General features: G+C 30.0%; 22 protein-coding genes. 14 read left to right on the forward strand and 8 right to left on the reverse strand.

What is annotated here, in order from left to right:
* A partial coding sequence (locus CAMP5121_RS07435; RefSeq protein ID WP_442863292.1) for a flagellin N-terminal helical domain-containing protein occupies positions 1-215 on the reverse strand: 215 nt, incomplete at its 3' end.
* Between the two features lie 74 nt (positions 216-289).
* Complete coding sequence (locus CAMP5121_RS07440; protein ID WP_337215235.1) at positions 290-2008, reverse strand: motility associated factor glycosyltransferase family protein; 1719 nt, start codon at positions 2006-2008, stop codon at positions 290-292.
* A 131-nt stretch (positions 2009-2139) separates the two neighbouring features.
* Here CAMP5121_RS07440 and topA point away from each other — a divergent pair, with 131 nt between their 5' ends.
* The 5 genes from topA to CAMP5121_RS07465 are packed head-to-tail and all read left to right on the forward strand — an operon-like array spanning position 2140 to position 7667.
* Positions 2140-4224, forward strand: a complete 2085-nt coding sequence (gene topA / locus CAMP5121_RS07445) for a type I DNA topoisomerase (protein ID WP_442863293.1) — start codon at positions 2140-2142, stop codon at positions 4222-4224.
* On the forward strand, positions 4224-5060 hold the full coding sequence (locus CAMP5121_RS07450) for a biotin synthase (protein ID WP_337215236.1): 837 nt from the start codon (positions 4224-4226) through the stop codon (positions 5058-5060). The genes topA and CAMP5121_RS07450 overlap by 1 nt, the downstream gene beginning before the upstream one ends.
* Positions 5041-6219 carry a cation:proton antiporter gene (locus CAMP5121_RS07455; RefSeq protein ID WP_337215237.1) on the forward strand — a complete coding sequence of 393 codons (1179 nt, stop codon included), beginning with the start codon at positions 5041-5043 and terminating at the stop codon, positions 6217-6219. Before CAMP5121_RS07450 ends, CAMP5121_RS07455 begins: the two co-directional genes overlap by 20 nt.
* Positions 6220-6258: 39 nt before the next feature.
* The gene (locus CAMP5121_RS07460) at positions 6259-7017 is read left to right on the forward strand and encodes a 3'(2'),5'-bisphosphate nucleotidase CysQ family protein (RefSeq protein WP_337215238.1); all 759 of its coding nucleotides are present in this window, start codon (positions 6259-6261) and stop codon (positions 7015-7017) included.
* Positions 7017-7667, forward strand: coding sequence for a hypothetical protein (locus CAMP5121_RS07465; protein ID WP_337215239.1), 651 nt, complete (start codon positions 7017-7019; stop codon positions 7665-7667). The genes CAMP5121_RS07460 and CAMP5121_RS07465 overlap by 1 nt, the downstream gene beginning before the upstream one ends.
* On the opposite strand, the gene CAMP5121_RS07470 is transcribed toward CAMP5121_RS07465, so the two are convergent.
* The 3 genes from CAMP5121_RS07470 to CAMP5121_RS07480 are packed head-to-tail and all read right to left on the reverse strand — an operon-like array spanning position 7660 to position 9590.
* Positions 7660-8436: a UDP-N-acetylmuramate dehydrogenase gene (locus CAMP5121_RS07470; RefSeq protein WP_263706408.1), complete on the reverse strand. Its 777-nt coding sequence runs from the start codon at positions 8434-8436 to the stop codon at positions 7660-7662. The two genes, CAMP5121_RS07465 and CAMP5121_RS07470, sit on opposite strands and share 8 nt — an antisense overlap.
* Entirely contained in the window at positions 8433-8699 is a 267-nt protein-coding gene (gene fliQ / locus CAMP5121_RS07475; protein ID WP_012660903.1) for a flagellar biosynthesis protein FliQ, read from the reverse strand. Before fliQ ends, CAMP5121_RS07470 begins: the two co-directional genes overlap by 4 nt.
* Positions 8700-8726: 27 nt before the next feature.
* Positions 8727-9590 (reverse strand): menaquinone biosynthesis family protein, encoded by an 864-nt coding sequence (locus CAMP5121_RS07480; protein WP_337215240.1) that lies wholly within the window; start codon positions 9588-9590, stop codon positions 8727-8729.
* Positions 9591-9700: 110 nt separating this feature from the next.
* Between CAMP5121_RS07480 and recA the strand changes: the two genes are divergently transcribed.
* From recA to CAMP5121_RS07500, 4 genes are all read left to right on the forward strand, one after another.
* Positions 9701-10738 carry a recombinase RecA gene (gene recA, locus CAMP5121_RS07485; RefSeq protein WP_039617275.1) on the forward strand — a complete coding sequence of 346 codons (1038 nt, stop codon included), beginning with the start codon at positions 9701-9703 and terminating at the stop codon, positions 10736-10738.
* Positions 10738-11982 carry a phosphopyruvate hydratase gene (gene eno / locus CAMP5121_RS07490; protein ID WP_337215241.1) on the forward strand — a complete coding sequence of 415 codons (1245 nt, stop codon included), beginning with the start codon at positions 10738-10740 and terminating at the stop codon, positions 11980-11982. Before recA ends, eno begins: the two co-directional genes overlap by 1 nt.
* Before the next feature lie 101 nt (positions 11983-12083).
* On the forward strand, positions 12084-12260 hold the full coding sequence (locus CAMP5121_RS07495; RefSeq protein ID WP_173787953.1) for a hypothetical protein: 177 nt from the start codon (positions 12084-12086) through the stop codon (positions 12258-12260).
* Positions 12250-12933 carry an AMIN domain-containing protein gene (locus tag CAMP5121_RS07500; RefSeq protein WP_039667888.1) on the forward strand — a complete coding sequence of 228 codons (684 nt, stop codon included), beginning with the start codon at positions 12250-12252 and terminating at the stop codon, positions 12931-12933. Before CAMP5121_RS07495 ends, CAMP5121_RS07500 begins: the two co-directional genes overlap by 11 nt.
* 14 nt (positions 12934-12947) lie before the next feature.
* Here CAMP5121_RS07500 and CAMP5121_RS07505 read toward each other — a convergent pair whose 3' ends face one another.
* Complete coding sequence (locus CAMP5121_RS07505; RefSeq protein WP_074693048.1) at positions 12948-13331, reverse strand: group III truncated hemoglobin; 384 nt, start codon at positions 13329-13331, stop codon at positions 12948-12950.
* Positions 13332-13439: 108 nt separating this feature from the next.
* Here CAMP5121_RS07505 and CAMP5121_RS07510 point away from each other — a divergent pair, with 108 nt between their 5' ends.
* Positions 13440-13916, forward strand: a complete 477-nt coding sequence (locus tag CAMP5121_RS07510) for a cysteine permease (RefSeq protein ID WP_263702764.1) — start codon at positions 13440-13442, stop codon at positions 13914-13916.
* Here the strand turns inward: CAMP5121_RS07510 and CAMP5121_RS07515 are convergent.
* Together CAMP5121_RS07515 and CAMP5121_RS07520 are read right to left on the reverse strand one after the other, a co-directional pair.
* Positions 13885-15195, reverse strand: a complete 1311-nt coding sequence (locus CAMP5121_RS07515) for an MFS transporter (RefSeq protein ID WP_337215242.1) — start codon at positions 15193-15195, stop codon at positions 13885-13887. The two genes, CAMP5121_RS07510 and CAMP5121_RS07515, sit on opposite strands and share 32 nt — an antisense overlap.
* 2 nt (positions 15196-15197) lie before the next feature.
* Positions 15198-15359: a highly acidic protein gene (locus CAMP5121_RS07520; RefSeq protein WP_337215243.1), complete on the reverse strand. Its 162-nt coding sequence runs from the start codon at positions 15357-15359 to the stop codon at positions 15198-15200.
* Between the two features lie 87 nt (positions 15360-15446).
* Between CAMP5121_RS07520 and moaC the strand changes: the two genes are divergently transcribed.
* From moaC to CAMP5121_RS07540, 4 genes are all read left to right on the forward strand, one after another.
* Positions 15447-15920: a cyclic pyranopterin monophosphate synthase MoaC gene (gene moaC / locus CAMP5121_RS07525; protein WP_263683281.1), complete on the forward strand. Its 474-nt coding sequence runs from the start codon at positions 15447-15449 to the stop codon at positions 15918-15920.
* The gene (locus tag CAMP5121_RS07530; RefSeq protein WP_263664263.1) at positions 15898-16161 is read left to right on the forward strand and encodes an HP0495 family protein; all 264 of its coding nucleotides are present in this window, start codon (positions 15898-15900) and stop codon (positions 16159-16161) included. The genes moaC and CAMP5121_RS07530 overlap by 23 nt, the downstream gene beginning before the upstream one ends.
* Positions 16162-16173: 12 nt before the next feature.
* On the forward strand, positions 16174-17298 hold the full coding sequence (locus CAMP5121_RS07535) for a hypothetical protein (protein WP_337215244.1): 1125 nt from the start codon (positions 16174-16176) through the stop codon (positions 17296-17298).
* Positions 17299-17348: 50 nt separating this feature from the next.
* The coding region (locus CAMP5121_RS07540) for a cache domain-containing protein (RefSeq protein WP_337215245.1) at positions 17349-18414 on the forward strand (1066 nt) is incomplete at its 3' end.

Consider the following 18414-nt stretch of genomic DNA (forward strand, 5'->3'; position numbering starts at 1 on the left):
AAAGCATCATTACCATTGTTAATAGCCTGACCTAAAGTATTAGCTTGAGATCTTAAGCTATCTGCAATAGCCATCCCAGAAGCATCATCTGCTGCAGAGTTGATTCTAAGACCTGAACTAAGTCTAGACAAAGAGCTATCCAATGCTCTTGAGTTTAAATTTGCATTGTTTTGAGCATTTAAAGATGCCACGTTAGTATTTATACGAAATCCCATTTTAAATCCTTTTAAATAAATTCAACCGCTTCCATGCAGTTGTTTAAACTATATCGAAAATAAAGAAAAAAATTTTATACTTTTAAGATATTTTTATATTCATTTATAGAATTTTCCATGCTTTTTAAACTTAATGTTATAAACTCTAAAAATATTTCTAGAAAATCTATATATCTTAATAAAGCATTTTTAGGATCTTCATACAAGCAAATATTAAAAAGACCTCTATGGTAAAATAATGGTTTATACATAAAACTTTGTAAAATTTTACTTTCATCAATCATTGTATTAAATTTCAAAACAATATCCATAAAATTTTCATAAAGGTGATTTTGGATTTTATTTTGTTTCAAAACATTTAAGATTTTTTGCGCATCTTCATATAAAGCATTTAATTCAAAATAATCTTTTTGTAAAAGCTCTAGTGATTTTAGTAATATTTTTTTCTGCCTATTAAAACTTAAAATATTAGGCAAAATATAATCTTTTTTAGCATCTTTTAACAATTCCAACACCTCTTTAAAAGGCTTTTCTATAGTATAGTCTATAAAAGCACCTCCTTCAGTTGCGTTGTAAAAACTTACTTGGGGATTTGAAAGAAATAAAACCTCTAAACGCTTCCTAAATTCATCCCAGCCTATATTTGTTTGAATAAACCCTTTCTTTCCATAGGACAAAACATTTAATTTGGTAGCGTCATGCTGAACTTTTTCCTCATCACGAAAAATAAAGTTAGCTGTATCTGCGTGAGATTTTCCGCTTTCACCAAAAGCTAAATCTTGCCCTATTATAATCACGTTAATAAACCCCAAAGCTATAGCAAAATTATAAGCAAAGTGGGCTACATTTATACCAATATCTAAATAACCAAAATCATTTAAATTAAATTTTTGTTGATAATCTAAATTTTTTAAAATAAAAATTTTTGGATTTTTATTTTCTAAAATTTGCATTAAAGCTTTATCTACAGCAGCATTTATAATATAAATAGGTTCTTTTTTATTTTGTGGTAAATTTTCATAAAAACTTGCACATTCTTCGTAAATATCCATCGAAAAAACAAAATCTGGATATATTTCATTCTTAAGCAAAGTTTTATAAGTAGCATCCAAAGCAAATATCACATAATCATCTTGGTAAGCTTTTAAAAGTTCTAGTTGCTTATTCAAAGAAGGCCCTGCACATACCACAATAACACTTTTGTTTTTTCCTTTATTTTCATAAATAAATCTTTGAAAAGGGATATTTTGCAAAACCAAAGGCACATTAGATAAAAATTGTTTGTAAATTTTAGCATCCATAGTAAAACTTATATCAATATTTTGAATTGTTCTTTTTATAACATCTAAACATTTTTGATACACAAAATTAAACATAGGGCTTTGATCATAAAATTCACTATAAGGCAAAAGTTTAAAAAGCCCTAAATACTCAAAACAATCTTTTTGTGAAAAAAGTAAAAAAAGATATTCTTCTAACCTTTTCTCTTCTACATCACAAAGATATATTTTTCCGCTTGAAAGCTCTTGGCTTAAATCCATCTTGCTTAAAACATTAGCAAAAAATTCAGCTTTATCAAAAATAAAAATATGCTTATTAATAAGTTTTTTCAAAAAAAGCCCATCTCCTATACCACAAAAAAACATATTAGGTTTTATTAAGTCATCTTTTGAAGGCACAAAGGGTGTTTGACTTGGAAAGATGTCGATAAAGTCTTCTTTTAAAGATAAAATTTTTTCTTGCAAGGGTTTGTTAGTAAATTCTAAAGCTTGTAAATTTTTTTGCAAAAACATTGTCTATCCTATGAAATTAAATTACAGAAAATTATAACATTAAATTGCATTTTATTTAAAAACCCATCTAAGCAAAAAATTTAACTTTTTTTTATACACTTTTACTAATTTTAATCCTCACAAGGAAAATAATGAAAAATTTAATCATAGTAGAATCACCTGCTAAAGCTAAAACCATAAGTAATTTTCTAGGTAAAGACTATGAAGTAATAGCCTCTAAAGGCCACATTAGAGATCTACCTAAAACTAGCTTTGGTATAAAAATAGAAGATGAAAATTTTAAACCTGAATATAGAATTTCAAACGATCATTCAAGCTTAGTAAAAGAACTCAAAGAAAAGGCTAAAAAAGCTAAAATCATCTATCTTGCAACCGATGAGGACCGCGAGGGTGAAGCCATAGCTTATCATATAGCTAAGGCTATCAATAAAGATGAAAATTCCCTGCCACGCATAGTTTTTCATGAGATCACTAAAAGTGCCATAGAAAATGCTTTAAAAAATCCAAGATCTTTAAATATAAATAGCGTCAACGCTCAACAAACTAGACGCTTACTTGATCGCATAGTAGGTTATAAACTAAGCCCTTTACTCAATCAAAAAATTCAAAAAGGCTTAAGCGCAGGGCGTGTACAAAGCGCAGCTTTAAAAATCATCGTCGATAGAGAAAGAGAAATTAAAGCTTTTGTTCCTTTGAAATATTTTAGTGTAGATATGATTTTTGAAAAAGACTTACAAGCTGAATTAGTTGAGTTTCAAAACCAAAAGATAGAAAAACTAAGTCTAACTAATGAAGATAGATCCAAACTTATCTTTAAGGCTTGTAAAAATGCTAACTTTAAAATAAAAGACATAGAAAGTAAAGATAGAAAAATAGCCCCACAAGCACCTTTTATGACCTCAACTTTGCAACAAAGTGCGAGCAATCGCCTAGGTTTTAACCCTAAAAAAACCATGATGATAGCTCAAAAACTTTATGAGGGCGTAAAAACTCATCAAGGCATTATGGGTGTGATTACTTATATGAGAACTGATAGCTTAAATATCGCAAAAGAAGCCTTAGAAGAAGTAAGAAAGCTCATTAAAAGTGATTTTGGTAAAGAGTACTTGCCAAGCAAAGCACATATTTACACCACTAAAAGCAAAGGTGCTCAAGAAGCACATGAGGCTATAAGACCGACTAATCTTAGCTTTACTCCAAAACTTGCAAGTGAGTTTTTAGAAAAAGATGAAGCAAGATTATATACTTTAATATACAATCGCTTCCTAGCTTCACAGATGAATCCTGCTATATCTCAAACTCAAAATGTCTATGCAAAATCAAATGAAGCAAGTTTTAAAATAAGTGGTAGAAGAATTTTATTTGATGGGCATTATAAAGTATATGGAGATATGGATAAAGATAAAATTTTACCTAATTTAAAGCTAGAAGATACATTAAATATCCAAAATATAGAATTAAACTCACATTTTACCGAGCCACCTTCAAGATATTCTGAAGCTGGGCTTGTTAAAAAGTTAGAAAATCTTGGTATAGGACGCCCTTCTACTTATGCTCCAACCATCTCTTTACTTAGCGCAAGAGAATATGTGCATATAGATAAAAAACAAATCATACCTAATGAAATAGCCTTTGTCGTAACAGAGGTTTTAGAACAAAACTTTAGTGATATAGTAGATAGTGATTTTACTTCTAAAATGGAAGATAAACTTGACATCATTGCAGAAGGTAAAATGGACTGGCAAGAAGTTTTAAGAGAGTTTTATTTTCCTTTTATGAAAAAAATCGATGAGGGTAAAAAAAATATAAAAAGTCAAAAAACTTTTACAAAATTAGATGAAACATGCCCTGATTGTGGTGGTGAGCTTGCTATAAGAAAAGGAAGATATGGGGAATTTATAGCTTGTTTAAATTTTCCAAAATGCAAATACTCAAGAAATTTAAAACAAGAAACACAAAATGAAGAAAAAAGTGAGAAAAAACTCAACACCATAGGTGTAAAATGCCCAAGCTGTCAAGAAGGCGAGATCGTGGAGCGTTTTTCTAAGCGTGGTAAATTTTATGGCTGTAGTGCTTATCCAAAATGTAACTATATAAGCAAATACAAACCAAGTGAAGAAAAATGTAGCGAGTGTGGTGAAACTTTGATCATCAAAGAGCTTAAAAAAGGCACATTTTTAGAGTGCTTAAAATGCAAAATCAAAAAGGAAATATAATGCAAATCATGCTTTGTGCTATATCTAATATAGCAAGTGGAGGGTGCGGGGAGGACTGCAAATACTGCACTCAAAGTGCTCATGTGAAAACCAATATCAATAAATACAAAAGAAAAGATATAAACCAAATTGTTTTAGAAGCAAAAATGACTAAGAAAAATGAGGCTTTAGGTTTTTGTTTGGTCACAGCAGGAGCTGGGCTTGATGATGAAAAACTTGAATATGTATGCAAGGTAGCTCATGCGGTGCAAAAAGAAGTAAAAGGACTTTTACTCATAGCTTGCAATGGCATAGCAAATTTAGAACAACTCAAAGAATTAAAAAAAGCAGGAATTTTTTCTTATAATCATAATCTAGAAACATCTAAAGAATTTTTCCCAAACATTTGCTCTACGCATACTTGGGAGCAAAGATTTCAAACTAATCTTTATGCTAAAGAAGCAGGTTTAATGCTTTGCTGTGGTGGAATTTATGGTCTTGGAGAAAGCGAAGCTGATAGAAAAAGTTTTAGAGCTAGTTTAAAAGAGCTTGATCCTTTTTCTTCGCCTATTAATTTTTTCATACCAAATGAAAATTTAAAACTCAAACAAGCTTTACTTGATCCTGATGAGGCTTTAAATATCATCAAAGATACTAAAAAAGACTTACCAAATGCACATATCATGGTAGCAGGTGGTAGAGAAGTAGTGCTAAAAGAAAGACAATATGAAATTTTTGACGCAGGAGCTAGTGCTATAGTAGTGGGTGATTATCTTACAACTAAAGGCGAAGAACCTAGCAAAGACATACAAAAACTAAAACAAATGGGATTTAGCTTTGCTAGCTCATGCCATTGATGCTCAAGCTGCTACGGATTTAAAAATTTTATTAGTCGTAGCAGGATGTTTGCTAACTTCACCTTATATTGCTAAATTTTTAAAACTCCCACTTTCAGCCACTGAAATCATGCTTGGTTCTTTTATAGGATTTTTGGGTTTTATAGGAGAAAGTGAGAATTTTAAGCTTTTAGCTAATGCAGGGTTTTATTATCTTATGTTTATTGCGGGTATGGAGATTAATCTTAAAACCTTTTTAAATACTGAAAGAAGCTTACTTAATAAAGCTTTTATCTACATCATACTTTTATATGCTTTTAGTGTTTTAGCGGTTAAAAGTATAGATATTTCTTATATTTTTGTCATTATTATACCTGTTATGAGTGTGGGTTTGCTCTCAACGCTTTATAGAGACTTTGGCAAAAACTGCGAGTGGCTTAATGTATCTATGATAGTAGCCACTTTGGCTGAAGTTGTAAGCATAGTTTTGCTTACCATAGCTGCAGCATTTTTGGGAAAAGGCGCAGATCTTTTCTCGCTCACTCAAAATTTATTATATTTAGTAGGATTTTTGGCACTTTGTATTTTTGGATTTAAATTTTTAGAAGTGCTTTTTTGGTGGTATCCACAGCTTAAAACCATACTCATGCCTTGGCAAGATCAAAACGAAAAAGATATAAGATTTTGCATGGCAATTTTCATAGCCATAGTTGCGATTATGATTTATTTTAAACTTGAAGTTGCACTTGGAGCTTTTATAGCAGGTTCATTTATAGCTACTTTTTTTGATCATAAAAAAGACTTAGAGCATAAGCTTTCTAGTTTTGGTTATGGTTTTTTAATCCCTATATTTTTCATCTATATAGGCTCAAGCTTTAAACTCCAAATGCTTTTAAACCCTCAAGTTTTGCTCATAGCTTTTTCGTTAACTGCCTTTATGATAGGACTAAGAATACTTTGCGCTATGACTTTTGTAAAAATACTTGGTTTAAAAAACACCTTTTTATTTGGCCTAAGCCATTCTATGCCACTAACATTACTCATTGCAGTAGCTACGCTTTCTTATCAAACCAATATCATCACTCAAGATATATACTCAGGATTAGTGCTTACTGCTTTACTTGAAGCAATTTTAGCCATTAGCTTGATTAAATTTATCAATAATCTTAGTAGAAAATAATTCTACTAAGTATTTATATAAAATTGCTATACTTTTTTTATGAAAAATTTAGACACACTTTTAAAATTAGCCTTAAAAGCAGGCAAGGAAGCCTCAAAAGTATTGCTTGAATATAAAGACAAAAATACCTTGTGGCTTAAAGATGATGATTCCCCAGTAGGTTTAGCTGATATAAAGTCTAATGAAGTTATTAGTGAGATTTTGGCTTCAAGCGATATAGCTATATGCTCTGAAGAAAATATACTCTCTTATGAAGAAAGAAAAAATTTAGAGTATTTTTGGCTTATAGATCCTCTTGATGGCACTAAATCTTATGCTAAAAAAGATAAAGAATATTGTGTTTTAATCGCATTAATCCACAAAAACACCACTATACTTTCACTCATAGGCGATGTGGAAAATAATGCATTTTATTATGCACATACTCATACTAAGGTTTATAAAAATAATGAAATTTTAAATCTTAGCTTAGAGCAATATGAAAAAGTTAAAAATATAGCCCTTTACTCTAAAAACCATGATAACAATGAAGATTTTTTCATTCAAAATCATCTTGAAGGTATTAAGGTTTCATCTGCTTTGAAATTTGTATATTTACTTGAAGCAAAAGCTGGAATTTACCCACGTTTTGGCGGTCCAAAAGCTTGGGATATAGCTGCGGGAGATTTTTTAGTCAAACAAAATGGTGGAATTTTATACGATTTTGATAAAAAAGCTCTAAATTATAATAGTCCTGATTTTAAACTTCCAAGTTTTATAGCTTTTGCTAAGAATGAATTTAAATTAAAAGGTTTTTAGTGAGATTTTTTTTAATATTTTTTTGTTTTTTAAGTGCTATTTATGCTAACTCTTTTGCAAATAAAAAAATCATCAAATTACAAAATAACGATGATTTTAGTATCATCAATCTTGAACAAAATATAAATTATGATAAACTCTCATATATTAACACCTTAGCTTTAGTGCCAAGCTATGAAAAAGAATATAATTTTTATTTTTCAAACTTAAAAATCGATGCTAAAACCATGGCAAAAGACACGCTAAAAGCATTAAGTGCTATTTTAAATGAGCAAAATAATTTTACCTTGCTTAGTCAAAAAGAAAATCAAACTTACATCAATAGCCAAAATATCTTGCAAACAAATAAAAATTTCATCAATGCAAGTGAGTTTTTAGAATTTAATCGTTTTAAAAAGGCTGATTTTATTATTTTGCTAGATTTAAAAAGCATTCAAGCAAGCCAACAAAATTTCTTGCTTTTTTCCAATTTTGAAGTCAAAGCCGACATAGAGTATAAACTTTTTAATGCCAAAACAAAAAAACTAAAAGATCATAAAATCCTTACTATCAATACTCAATTTAGCACAAATGATAAAAATAAATCTTATCAAGAATTAGTCCGAGAAATAGCTACAATTGTTTATGAAGATATTAAAAATACTATATAATCACCACTTCTTCTTCTAAAACAATCCCAAATTCTTCAAAAACTCTTTTCTTAGCAAGCTCTATCAAAAACATCGCATCATCAAAACTAGCGTGTTTTTTATTGATTAAAAAATTTGCATGTTCATTACTAAACATCGCATCATTTTTACTAAAACCTTTAAGATTAACTGCTTCTATCAACCTTCCTGCATGATCGTTTTTGGGGTTTTTAAAAATAGATCCAAAACTAGCGCCTTTGGGTTGATTTTTTCTTGCATTTTTTAAAAGTTCATCTTTAACTGGGTCAAATCCATATTCTAAAAAAAACTTCGCACTAAACATCACTTCTTTAATAGGGTTAAACCTATAAGCAAAAGCGATGTTTTGTTTTAAAATTTCTTGATTAAAAGTGCAAATGCTGATTAAGTTTTTACTAATATCCTCATCTTTTAATCCTGCATTCATTTTTAAAATACCACCTAAAGTCCCTGGGATATTTCTTAAAAACTCAAAGCCTTTTAGGTTATTTTCTTTAGCAAAATGATACATTTTAAAAGATTTCACGCTAGAGCCTATCTCTAAAAACATACCTTTTTCATTTTGCTCTAAAATTTTAATATAATCAAAACTTTTCCCTAAAATTCCAAGTTTTTTAGGCTTTGGAGAAATTAAAAGATTATTTGCCCCACCTATTAAAAAACCATCAAATTCGCAAAGCTCTTCAAGTATTTGTACTTCAAAGCTCTCGCCTATACGCACAGAAGAATACTTAGAAAAATCAATAATCATCTAATAAAGCTTGGAATTTGATTTAAAATATTAGTTGTAAAATCAATCATAGAACTTATCATCCAAGGCATTAAAAATACTATTACCACAACAACAAGTAAAATTTTTGGCACAAAAGAAAGCGTAGCTTCATTAATTTGCGTTACAGCTTGGAAAATACTTATAATAAGCCCTGCGATAAGTCCTGCTAAAAGCATAGGTAAAGAAAGCATAAGTGTGATTTTAAAAGTTTGTACACCCAAGGCTACTAAAGTACTTTCCATATTTACTCCTTAAAAATTTAAATTCTATCAAGAATTTCTAAATTCTTCATACTCACTAGGGATAAGATAGTCTTTGCTTTTTATTAACTTCTCATAAAATCCATGATTAAACCCAAGCTCAAAAAGCTTATCTATAGCATTGTATTGTTTATCATTCATATTTATAGAGTTTTTATTTGCATATAAATTTAAATACACATCAAGTTTTTGGGCATCTACGCGTATTAAATTACGCTCTAAAAGCATAGAAGCTAAGATTTTTCTATTATGATCAGCTACTTCTACTGCTTTAATCAAATCTTTTTCAACCGCTATTGCATCATTAAGTGGTAAAGATCTTCTAAGAGCCATACCACCCAAAGGTAAAGGTAAATCATCTTTAGCCAATTCTTGCCAAATATCCCAAAGTTCAGCCTCAACACACAAACTAGAATCAAATTCTAAAATACTCTCATGTATAAGCACTCCCGCATCAACCTCATCTTCTAAAACAGCCTTTTCAATCTCTAAAAAATTCTTATAAACTATTCTAGCTTGTGGGTATTTTATGCGAAAGATTAAAGCATTAGTAGTGTGTGCTCCACTTAAAGCAACTTTAAAATTTGGCTTTAATTTTTTATCTTTTTTCTTAATAAGCTTTGGCCCATAACCCTCACCAAAACTCACAGCAGTTTTTAATAAAGCATATTCACTAGATATTAAAGGATAAAGCGCAAAAGATATCGCACTAACATCGTATATATTTTCTAATGCAAGTTCATTTAAAGTTTGTATATCTAAAGCTGTATTTTCATACTCATAAGCATTTCCAACCCAACCAAATTTAATCGCCATATACATAAAAATATCATCAGCATCAGGAGAGTGTGCTACGCTAATTTTTTTATTCATTTTTTTCCTTGAAAAATTTAAAAAAGTATTTTAGCAAAATTCAAAATAAAAACTTATATTAAATTTCTTTTTGATACAATTTTAAACATATTATAAAAGGATTAACAAGTATGGATGATAATAAAAGAAAATCACTTGATGCGGCTTTAAAAAGTCTTGATAAAACCTTTGGAAAAGGTACTATTTTAAGACTTGGCGATAAAGAAGTTGAAAAAATTGATTCTATTCCTACAGGTTCGGTTGGACTTGATTTGGCTTTAGGAATTGGCGGGGTTCCAAAAGGAAGAATTATAGAAATTTATGGGCCTGAAAGTTCAGGTAAAACTACACTTACCTTGCACATCATAGCAGAGTGTCAAAAAAAAGGCGGAGTTTGTGCGTTTATTGATGCTGAACATGCTCTTGATGTAAGATATGCAAAAAATTTAGGTGTTGATACAGAAAATCTTTACATCTCTCAACCAGATTTTGGAGAACAAGCCTTAGAAATCGTTGAAACCATAGCAAGAAGTGGAGCCATTGATCTAATAGTAGTAGATAGCGTTGCTGCACTTACTCCAAAAGCAGAAATCGAAGGTGATATGGGAGATCAGCATGTAGGTCTTCAAGCAAGATTAATGAGCCAAGCTTTAAGAAAATTAACCGGAATTGTCCATAAAATGAATACCACTGTAATTTTCATCAACCAAATTCGTATGAAAATAGGCATGATGGGCTATGGCACTCCTGAAACAACTACCGGTGGAAATGCTTTAAAATTTTATGCTTCGGTTCGTTTAGATGTAAGAAAAACAGCTACTTTAAAACAAAATGATGAGCCTATTGGAAACCGTGTTAAGGTAAAAGTGGCTAAAAATAAAGTAGCCCCTCCTTTTAAACAGGCTGAATTTGATGTGATGTTTGGCGAGGGTGTAAGCCGTGAGGGCGAGCTAATAGACTATGGTGTAAAACTTGATATTATTGATAAAAGTGGTGCGTGGTTTTCTTACAAGGCTTCTAAACTTGGCCAAGGTAGAGAAAATGCCAAAGCATTTTTAAAAGAAAACCCAGCTATTGCAGATGAAATCACTCAAGCCATACAAAATTCAATCGGTATAGATAGTATGATTTTGGGTGCAAAAGAAGACGATGAAGAAGGAGAGGAATAATGTTGATTATTGAAGATTTAAGAGCTTTTGAAGTTTTAGATAGTAGAGGCAACCCTACCATTAAAGCCGAAATCATGCTAAGCGATGGCAGTGTGGGAAGCGCTATCGTTCCAAGTGGTGCAAGCACGGGAAAAAAAGAAGCTTTAGAACTAAGAGACAATGATGAAAGATTTGGTGGTAAAGGTGTTTTAAAAGCGATTGAAAACATCAATGGCACCATAGCTGAAAACATTATAGGGCTTGATGCATTTAATCAAACCCAACTAGATAACACTCTTTTAGAGCTTGATGGGACAAAAAACTACTCTAACCTAGGAGCAAATGCAACCTTAGGAATTTCTATGGCAACAGCACGCGCTGCTGCTAATGCACTAGGTGTACCTTTATATCGCTATTTAGGTGGGGCAAATGCAAGCGTATTACCTGTGCCAATGTGTAATATCATCAACGGTGGTGCACATGCAAACAATAGCGTAGATTTTCAAGAATTTATGATTATGCCTTTTGGTTTTTCAAGCTTTAAAGAAGGATTAAGATCAGTTTGTGAAATTTATGCAGTATTGAAAAAAGAATTAGCCAACTTAGGTCACTCTACTGCCTTAGGCGATGAGGGTGGTTTTGCACCAAATTTAGCAAATAATACAGAACCGCTTGATCTTTTAATGACTTGTATTAAAAAAGCAGGTTATGAAAATAAAATCAAACTAGCGTTAGATGTAGCAAGTAGTGAACTTTATAAAGATGGTAAATACCATTTAGAGGGTAAAGTTTTCTCAAGTGAAGACTTAATCGCGCGTTATGAAGAATTATGTGCAAAATATCCAATTTTTAGTATTGAAGATGGTTTAGCTGAAGATGATTATGAAGGTTGGATTAAACTTACTCAAAAGCTTGGTAATAAAATTCAACTTGTGGGTGATGATTTGTTTGTAACTAATGAAGATATTTTAAGAAAAGGTATCATGAAAAATATGGCAAATGCTGTATTGATTAAGCCTAATCAAATTGGAACAATCACTCAAACTATGAGAACAGTAAGATTAGCTCATAGAAATAATTACAGATGTATTATGAGTCACAGAAGCGGGGAAAGCGAAGATGCTTTTATAGCTGATTTTGCAGTAGCACTTAATACAGGACAAATCAAAACAGGAGCTCTAGCAAGAGGCGAAAGAACTGCTAAATACAATCGCTTATTAGAAATTGAACTTGATAATGATGAGTACTTAGGAGATAAACTCTGAGCGATTTATTAAAAGAGTATGATGAGCATTCTAAAAAAAAGGAAGCTCATCGTCAACTCATCAAAACCATTACATTATCATTTGTAGCTATTATTGTTGCTATGTATTTTGGTAATATGTTTTTTGGTAAATCTTCTCTAGATGTACTACTAACACTTAAAGAAGAGCAAAAAATTTTAGAAAAAAATATAATGACTTTAAAAGCTAAAAATGCTCAAGCTCAAAAAGAATATTTGCAACTTTTAAGACTTAAGGGAGAAAATTCGCATGAGAATTAAATTTTTTATATTGTTTTTACTTTCTTGTGTATTTTTAAATGCAAAAGACAATCCTTTTGATAATAACATAGAACAAAAAAATACCGAATTTGCAAAACTTAGTCCTTTCCAAAGGCAAGATTTTAACTTTAATTCTGATGCGAGAATTTTAAAAAATATTACCATTACTTACATTAATCTTGATGGTTCTGAAGAACAAACCACTCTGGATATATACAAAAGTATTAACTGGCATGATACCTACTCATTTATAAAAACTAAAAGTCCAAATGCCACGCCTATACTTGATGTATCTGTAACCGTGCCACAAAAACAAGGAAATAAAAACTCAAAAACAGAAGAAAACAACACTACTTTAAACATAGAAACACCACTTTTTAGCGGAAATATTTATAATTTTATTTCTCTTGGTTTTTATAATAACAAAATCAATATCAAAACCCAGGATAAAATACTAAGACATCTTTCTATAGGAGATCCTACTAAAATTATTATAGATTTTGCTAAAAAACAAAATTTTAACACCAAAACACTGCAAGTTAATACAGCACAAGTTAGAAAAGTTGTATTTGGTTCACATAAAGGGTATTATCGTTTGGTAATATATCTTGATGGAAAATACAGTTATAAATATTCACATAGTGAAAACTTACATACATTTAACTATCGCTAAGAGTTTTTAAACTCTTAAGCAAATCTATGATCATAAATAATCATTTGAAATCTTTGGGCTATCATTCTAGCTCTTTCTATAATGATATTTCTTGGTTCATCTTCAAAAACTTCTTGCAAACTCTCATCAAATAAATTAAGCCAAATATCAAAAAATTCTCTTGGAAATGGAGGTAATTCATGATGAGCTCTCAAAGGTGAACCACTATAACTTGGATCAGCTAAAAACATCCCTGCCCAAAAACTTGCTATTTTTTCTTTATGTTTTTTCCAACTCTCATCATCTGTGCCGATTTTTTCATTAAAAATAGGTCCTAAATCCTTATCCACCCTAACCTTTGCATAAAAAACATCCATAAGTTTTTTTATACCCTCATGATTAATAGTTTCAAATTTCATGCTTTTCCTTAAAAATAATTTTTACTTATTGTATTAAATTTAGAAATTAAAAATATAAACAAAAGTCAATTTTTAGTATAATTTTAAAAACAAAACTAAAGAAAAACTATGACTTATACTATTTTACCACCCAATCAATTCTTAGATGATTATGTCTTAAATGTGCAATTGCATCAATTAGCAAATATCTCTAAAAACGCTTATAAATTTTGGAAAAACGCTCAAGCAGCACGCTATCAAGGTACAAGAGTGGTATTTTTAAACAAAAAAAGTATTTTAAAAAAACACCAACACCTTATACAAAAATGTGAAAATTTAAGTGGCTATGTGTTAGCAAGTGCTTTTTGCTCATTTACCACTTTAGCCCCATCTCATTTAGTAGAAAAAAATAATTCTCAAATTTATAAAATCTTAGATATAAAAGAAGTATGTGGAGTTAAATTTGTAAATTTAAAGGCATTTTACGATCTTTTAAATCTAGATTATAATTATAATATTTACATCGAAAAATGCCATTTTTTTAGTCCCACTCCTTTGGAAAAGCGTATTAAAATCACTGAGAGTATGTGCGTTGGGTATTACTAAGATATTTAAACATCAAAGCACAAATAAGTGAGATTATAGCCATAGCTAACATATAAAATCCCAAAGAAAAACGAGCAATATTTTCTAAATTTCCTAAAGCAATGGTGTGTAAAAATAGAGCAAGTTGTGGGGTAAACCCACCAGCTAATGCATAAGCTATATTATATGAAAAACTAAGTCCTGAAAATTTAATCTTAGCATCAAATACTTCACTCATCATTAAAGGGCAAAAATTCATCACTCCAGCAAAAAAACAAGCACTCAAATAATACACACTCACTGTATTAAAATCAGGTGTTTTAGTATAAAGAGCATTAAAATAAAACAAGCAAGTTAAGAAAAATCCTAATGAAAAAATCACACAAGCTTTCACTATGCCTATTTTATCAGCCAAAATTCCACTTAATATACAGCCAGTTACAAGCACAACTATACCAAGCATTTGCATATAAGTTTGAACGCTTGCATCAATACTTAACATTTTTGCCATAAAAGAAGGTATGATCAAAATCATCACAACAATGCAAGCAGTTAAAACCCAAGTTATCAACATAGAAAGCACAACACCTAGCTTAGCCTTTTTAAACACTTCTTTTAAAGGGAATTTTTCTAAGGCTTTATCTTTTTTCATTTGCTCAAAAACAGGAGTTTCTCTTAAAAATTTACGCAAATAAGCAGAAATGATCCCAAAAATTCCTCCCAAGAAAAATGGAATTCTCCATGCCCACTCATAAAGCTCTTCTTGCGTGAAAAGTTTATTCATCATCAAAAACACAAAACTACCAAGTAAAATTCCACCTACCACAGAAGCTGTTAAAATTCCAAGATAAGTGCGTTTTTGACCCTTTGGAGCATGCTCAAATACAAAAACCCAAGCACCAGGTAATTCCCCACCTATAGCTATACCTTGACAAATCCTTACAAATACTAAAAATACTATACATAAATACCCTATACTTTCATAAGCAGGTATAAAAGCAAGCATAAAAGTTGGTACAACCATCAGCAAAATACTAAGCATAAACATTTTCTTACGGCCAAATTTATCGCCAAAATGAGCCATAACTATACCGCCAAGCGGTCTAGCTAAATATCCTGCAGCAAAAATTCCATAAGTATTAAACATTTGCCAAAATGGACTTAAATTTTCAGGAAAGAAATTTTTAGAAATATAACTTGCAAAAAATACAAAAATGATAAAATCATAAAATTCTAAAGTCCCTCCCAAAGAAGAAAGACCTAAAACTTTTATATCTTTTTTACTAAGATTTTTACTCACTCTTAATCCATCTCATAAGTATCATCATCACTACAATCATCATCGTATTCATAATCATCATCGTCATAATTATACGATCTTTGATTATTTACATAAGTATCATCATCTGTTTCATCATACATTTCATCATCGTAATTTTCAAATTCTTCATCATCATAAGCCATTATAAATCCTTTAAAATTTTTTAGTAGTATTTTAATATAAAAATATACATTTTGGTATAATTTTTCAAACTTTACTTAAGGAAAAATATGAATTTAACGCATTTAGATGAAAAAAATCATCCCAAAATGGTAGATGTAAGTCAAAAAGATATCACCCAAAGAGAAGCTTGTGCAAGCGGTAAAATATACATGAGCAAAGAAGCATTTGAAGCTATCATTGAAAATAAAGCTAAAAAAGGACCTGTTTTGCAAACTGCCATCACAGCAGCCATCATGGGAGCTAAGCAAACTTCAAATCTCATTCCAATGTGCCATCCTTTAATGATTTCAAAAGTACAAACTCACATAGAAGAAAACAAAGAAGAATATTCTTTTAAACTTTTTGTGACCGTAAAATGCGAAGGAAAAACCGGAGTTGAAATGGAAAGCTTAACTGCTGTTAGCATTGGACTTTTAACTATTTATGATATGGTTAAGGCTATTGATAAGAGTATGCAAATTACTAATATAGTTTTAGAAAGTAAAGAAGGAGGAAAAAGTGGTAAATATCTGCGATCTTAAAAAAGAACCTATTATAAATTACCCTACTTTTTGGGATTATAAAGTCGTTTTTGAAGCTGGGGTTGATGCTTTAGAAATTTTTACTCAAATACTTAATGAAAGAGAATTTAAATATAAAATCTCAAATACTAGCAAACAAGGAACATACAAAAGCTATCTTTTGAGTGTTTATGTAGATAGCAAAAGTGACCGTTTAAATATTTTTAATCAATTAAAAAGTAAAGCCAAATTTGTACTATAAAAAGGAAAAACTATGAAAAATTTAGCCATTATTTTTGAAAATTCTCTCTTAGCTTGTGAAAAAAACGAAATTCCAAACTTAATTAGCGAGCTTGTTTTTAGCCTAAGTTATAAAAAAATTAGTTTTGAAAATACTAGCAATGAAGAGCTTTTTGCCATCTTTTCTAAGGTATTAGAAAAACTTGAACTTATAAATGAAGAAAATATTTCTAGAATAATCCAAGGTATCATCAAAGCTAGAGTGGAAGAGGATAAAAAAGCATTTTTTGCTTATATTAATGAATATGGCAAATTGAAAGTAAAAATCGAAGAACAAAAAAACACCATTAAGCATAAAATTTGTAATAATTTTTTTGACTTAGAAAAAACCTTAAAGAATTTGAATTTAAATGAATTTAATATAAGCATTAATGATGCTATGCTTTATGATATAGAAATACTAGGTCTTTTAAAAGAAACTGCTGAAAGTGCTTTTATCACAACCTTAGAAAAAGGAGAAAATATAGAACTTACTTCTTGTGAGATTGCTAAAAATTTAGTCTTTAATGCAATTTGTGAAGGAAGTTTTGAAAAGGAAAGAATTTTAAAAATCTCCCAAGTAGTTTTAAATGCAGCTTTTGAACTTGCTAATGAATCACAAGCCTTTGCTTATGATTTATGTATTGGAAGTATTTATGGAACGCAAGAAGGAATTTCTTTAGCGATTGAAAAATTTAAATCAAGCTTTGCATATAGTGCCTTAGAATATGATTTAAAAAACAAAGAAAAAGAACTCATAGATATAGAACAAGAATTTATTCAAATGCTTAAAAAAATATCATCAGAACTTGACAACCCTGTAAAAGACATACTCAAAGATTTATTAGAAAATAAATTTGACACTTTATTTGCTAAATTTAAACGTCTCATACAAGAAAATAGAGAACAAATCCTTATTAAAATAAATGAAATTAAACAAAATCCAAAAATTGACGACTTTAGCAAGCTAGCACAAAATAAACTTAACATTCTAGCCAAAGAGCTAAGTGAGCTTGAAAAACTTGCTAGTCATAAATATAAAAGTTTAGATAAAAATAATGCAAAAGAATTAGGAGTAAGATTGTGGGAAAAAATTAACAAACTAATAAAAAAATATTAAAAAACAAAAGTTACCATTTTATCAAATACATCAGATGAAAGAGGTAACTAATGTTTAAAAATTTTAATTTAACTACAAAAATGATTTTAATTTTATCTTCTGTAATATTTATTGGCATAGGAATTTTATCTGTAACGATAATCTCAAAAAGCCAAGAAATGCTTAATGATGAAGCTCATAAACTTTTATTAAGTAGCGCCAATAGATACTCAAATGGGATTCAAGCAATTACCCAAAACGCATATTCAACACTAGAAACAGCGCAAGGCGTTATTAAAAATTTTGCAAATAAAGATAATAACTTAGATATAGAAGATCTTAAAATTTTAATAAGCAGTATGCTAGATTCAAATTCTTGGACTTATTTTGCATATATTCATCTTAACCAATACCACGGCAATAATCCTTTAAATCTTACTCCATCAGGAAAGTTTTTATTATTAGCAAAAGATGAAAATCCACAACAAAAAGGATCAATTAAATTCATCCAAGCTGAAGAAGTAATCTTGCAACAAAATTCTCTCATAAAAGCTTTACAAACCAAGCAACCTGCCGTTGGAAGACCTAGAGATTATTCTATAAATGGAGAAAAATTATACTTAGTAAACATTGTTTTACCAATTTTTGGAAAGAATAACGAAACAATTGGTGCAATAGGTATGCTTGTGCGCATTGATTTATTGAGAGAAGAATTAAATGATCCAAATAAGAGTTTATTTGCAAATGACCAACGTTTATTAATTTCAAGTGATGGTTTAATCATATCTAGTCCAAAAGCAGAATATGTTGGAAAAATCATCACAGAAATTAATCCTCATCCTAGTGCAAAAACAATACTAGACATGCAAAGCACCAAAACCAATGGTTTATTTACTTTTATACCTGCTTCAACAAATGAAGAAAATTTAGCCCAGCTTGTAAATTTTGATCTTTGGGAGGGCTCTAATGATCATTGGAGTGTTGTAACTATAGCACCAAAAAAATCAGTGGAAAAGCCTGCCGATTCTTTAGCATTTATTATATTTGCAATTTCTGTAATTGTGCTTTTTATTATTATTAGTGTGATTTATTTTTATGTTAAAAAAAGTGTTGTTGGAACAATTCATAAACTTCAAA

Origin of the sequence: Campylobacter sp. 2352 PW (assembly GCF_024723575.1) — a bacterium.
Lineage (GTDB): Bacteria > Campylobacterota > Campylobacteria > Campylobacterales > Campylobacteraceae > Campylobacter_D.

Coding starts and splice junctions, on each gene's coding strand:
- moaC (WP_263683281.1), top strand. CDS start 15,447: ATGAATTTAACGCATTTAGATGAAAAAAATCATCCCAAAATGGTAGAT.
- CAMP5121_RS07460 (WP_337215238.1), top strand. CDS start 6,259: ATGAAAAATTTAGACACACTTTTAAAATTAGCCTTAAAAGCAGGCAAG.
- CAMP5121_RS07495 (WP_173787953.1), top strand. CDS start 12,084: ATGTATTTTGGTAATATGTTTTTTGGTAAATCTTCTCTAGATGTACTA.
- CAMP5121_RS07470 (WP_263706408.1), bottom strand. CDS start 8,436: ATGATTATTGATTTTTCTAAGTATTCTTCTGTGCGTATAGGCGAGAGC.
- recA (WP_039617275.1), top strand. CDS start 9,701: ATGGATGATAATAAAAGAAAATCACTTGATGCGGCTTTAAAAAGTCTT.
- topA (WP_442863293.1), top strand. CDS start 2,140: ATGAAAAATTTAATCATAGTAGAATCACCTGCTAAAGCTAAAACCATA.
- CAMP5121_RS07535 (WP_337215244.1), top strand. CDS start 16,174: ATGAAAAATTTAGCCATTATTTTTGAAAATTCTCTCTTAGCTTGTGAA.
- CAMP5121_RS07510 (WP_263702764.1), top strand. CDS start 13,440: ATGACTTATACTATTTTACCACCCAATCAATTCTTAGATGATTATGTC.
- CAMP5121_RS07440 (WP_337215235.1), bottom strand. CDS start 2,008: ATGTTTTTGCAAAAAAATTTACAAGCTTTAGAATTTACTAACAAACCC.
- fliQ (WP_012660903.1), bottom strand. CDS start 8,699: ATGGAAAGTACTTTAGTAGCCTTGGGTGTACAAACTTTTAAAATCACA.
- CAMP5121_RS07450 (WP_337215236.1), top strand. CDS start 4,224: ATGCAAATCATGCTTTGTGCTATATCTAATATAGCAAGTGGAGGGTGC.
- CAMP5121_RS07505 (WP_074693048.1), bottom strand. CDS start 13,331: ATGAAATTTGAAACTATTAATCATGAGGGTATAAAAAAACTTATGGAT.
- CAMP5121_RS07480 (WP_337215240.1), bottom strand. CDS start 9,590: ATGAATAAAAAAATTAGCGTAGCACACTCTCCTGATGCTGATGATATT.
- eno (WP_337215241.1), top strand. CDS start 10,738: ATGTTGATTATTGAAGATTTAAGAGCTTTTGAAGTTTTAGATAGTAGA.
- CAMP5121_RS07520 (WP_337215243.1), bottom strand. CDS start 15,359: ATGGCTTATGATGATGAAGAATTTGAAAATTACGATGATGAAATGTAT.
- CAMP5121_RS07500 (WP_039667888.1), top strand. CDS start 12,250: ATGAGAATTAAATTTTTTATATTGTTTTTACTTTCTTGTGTATTTTTA.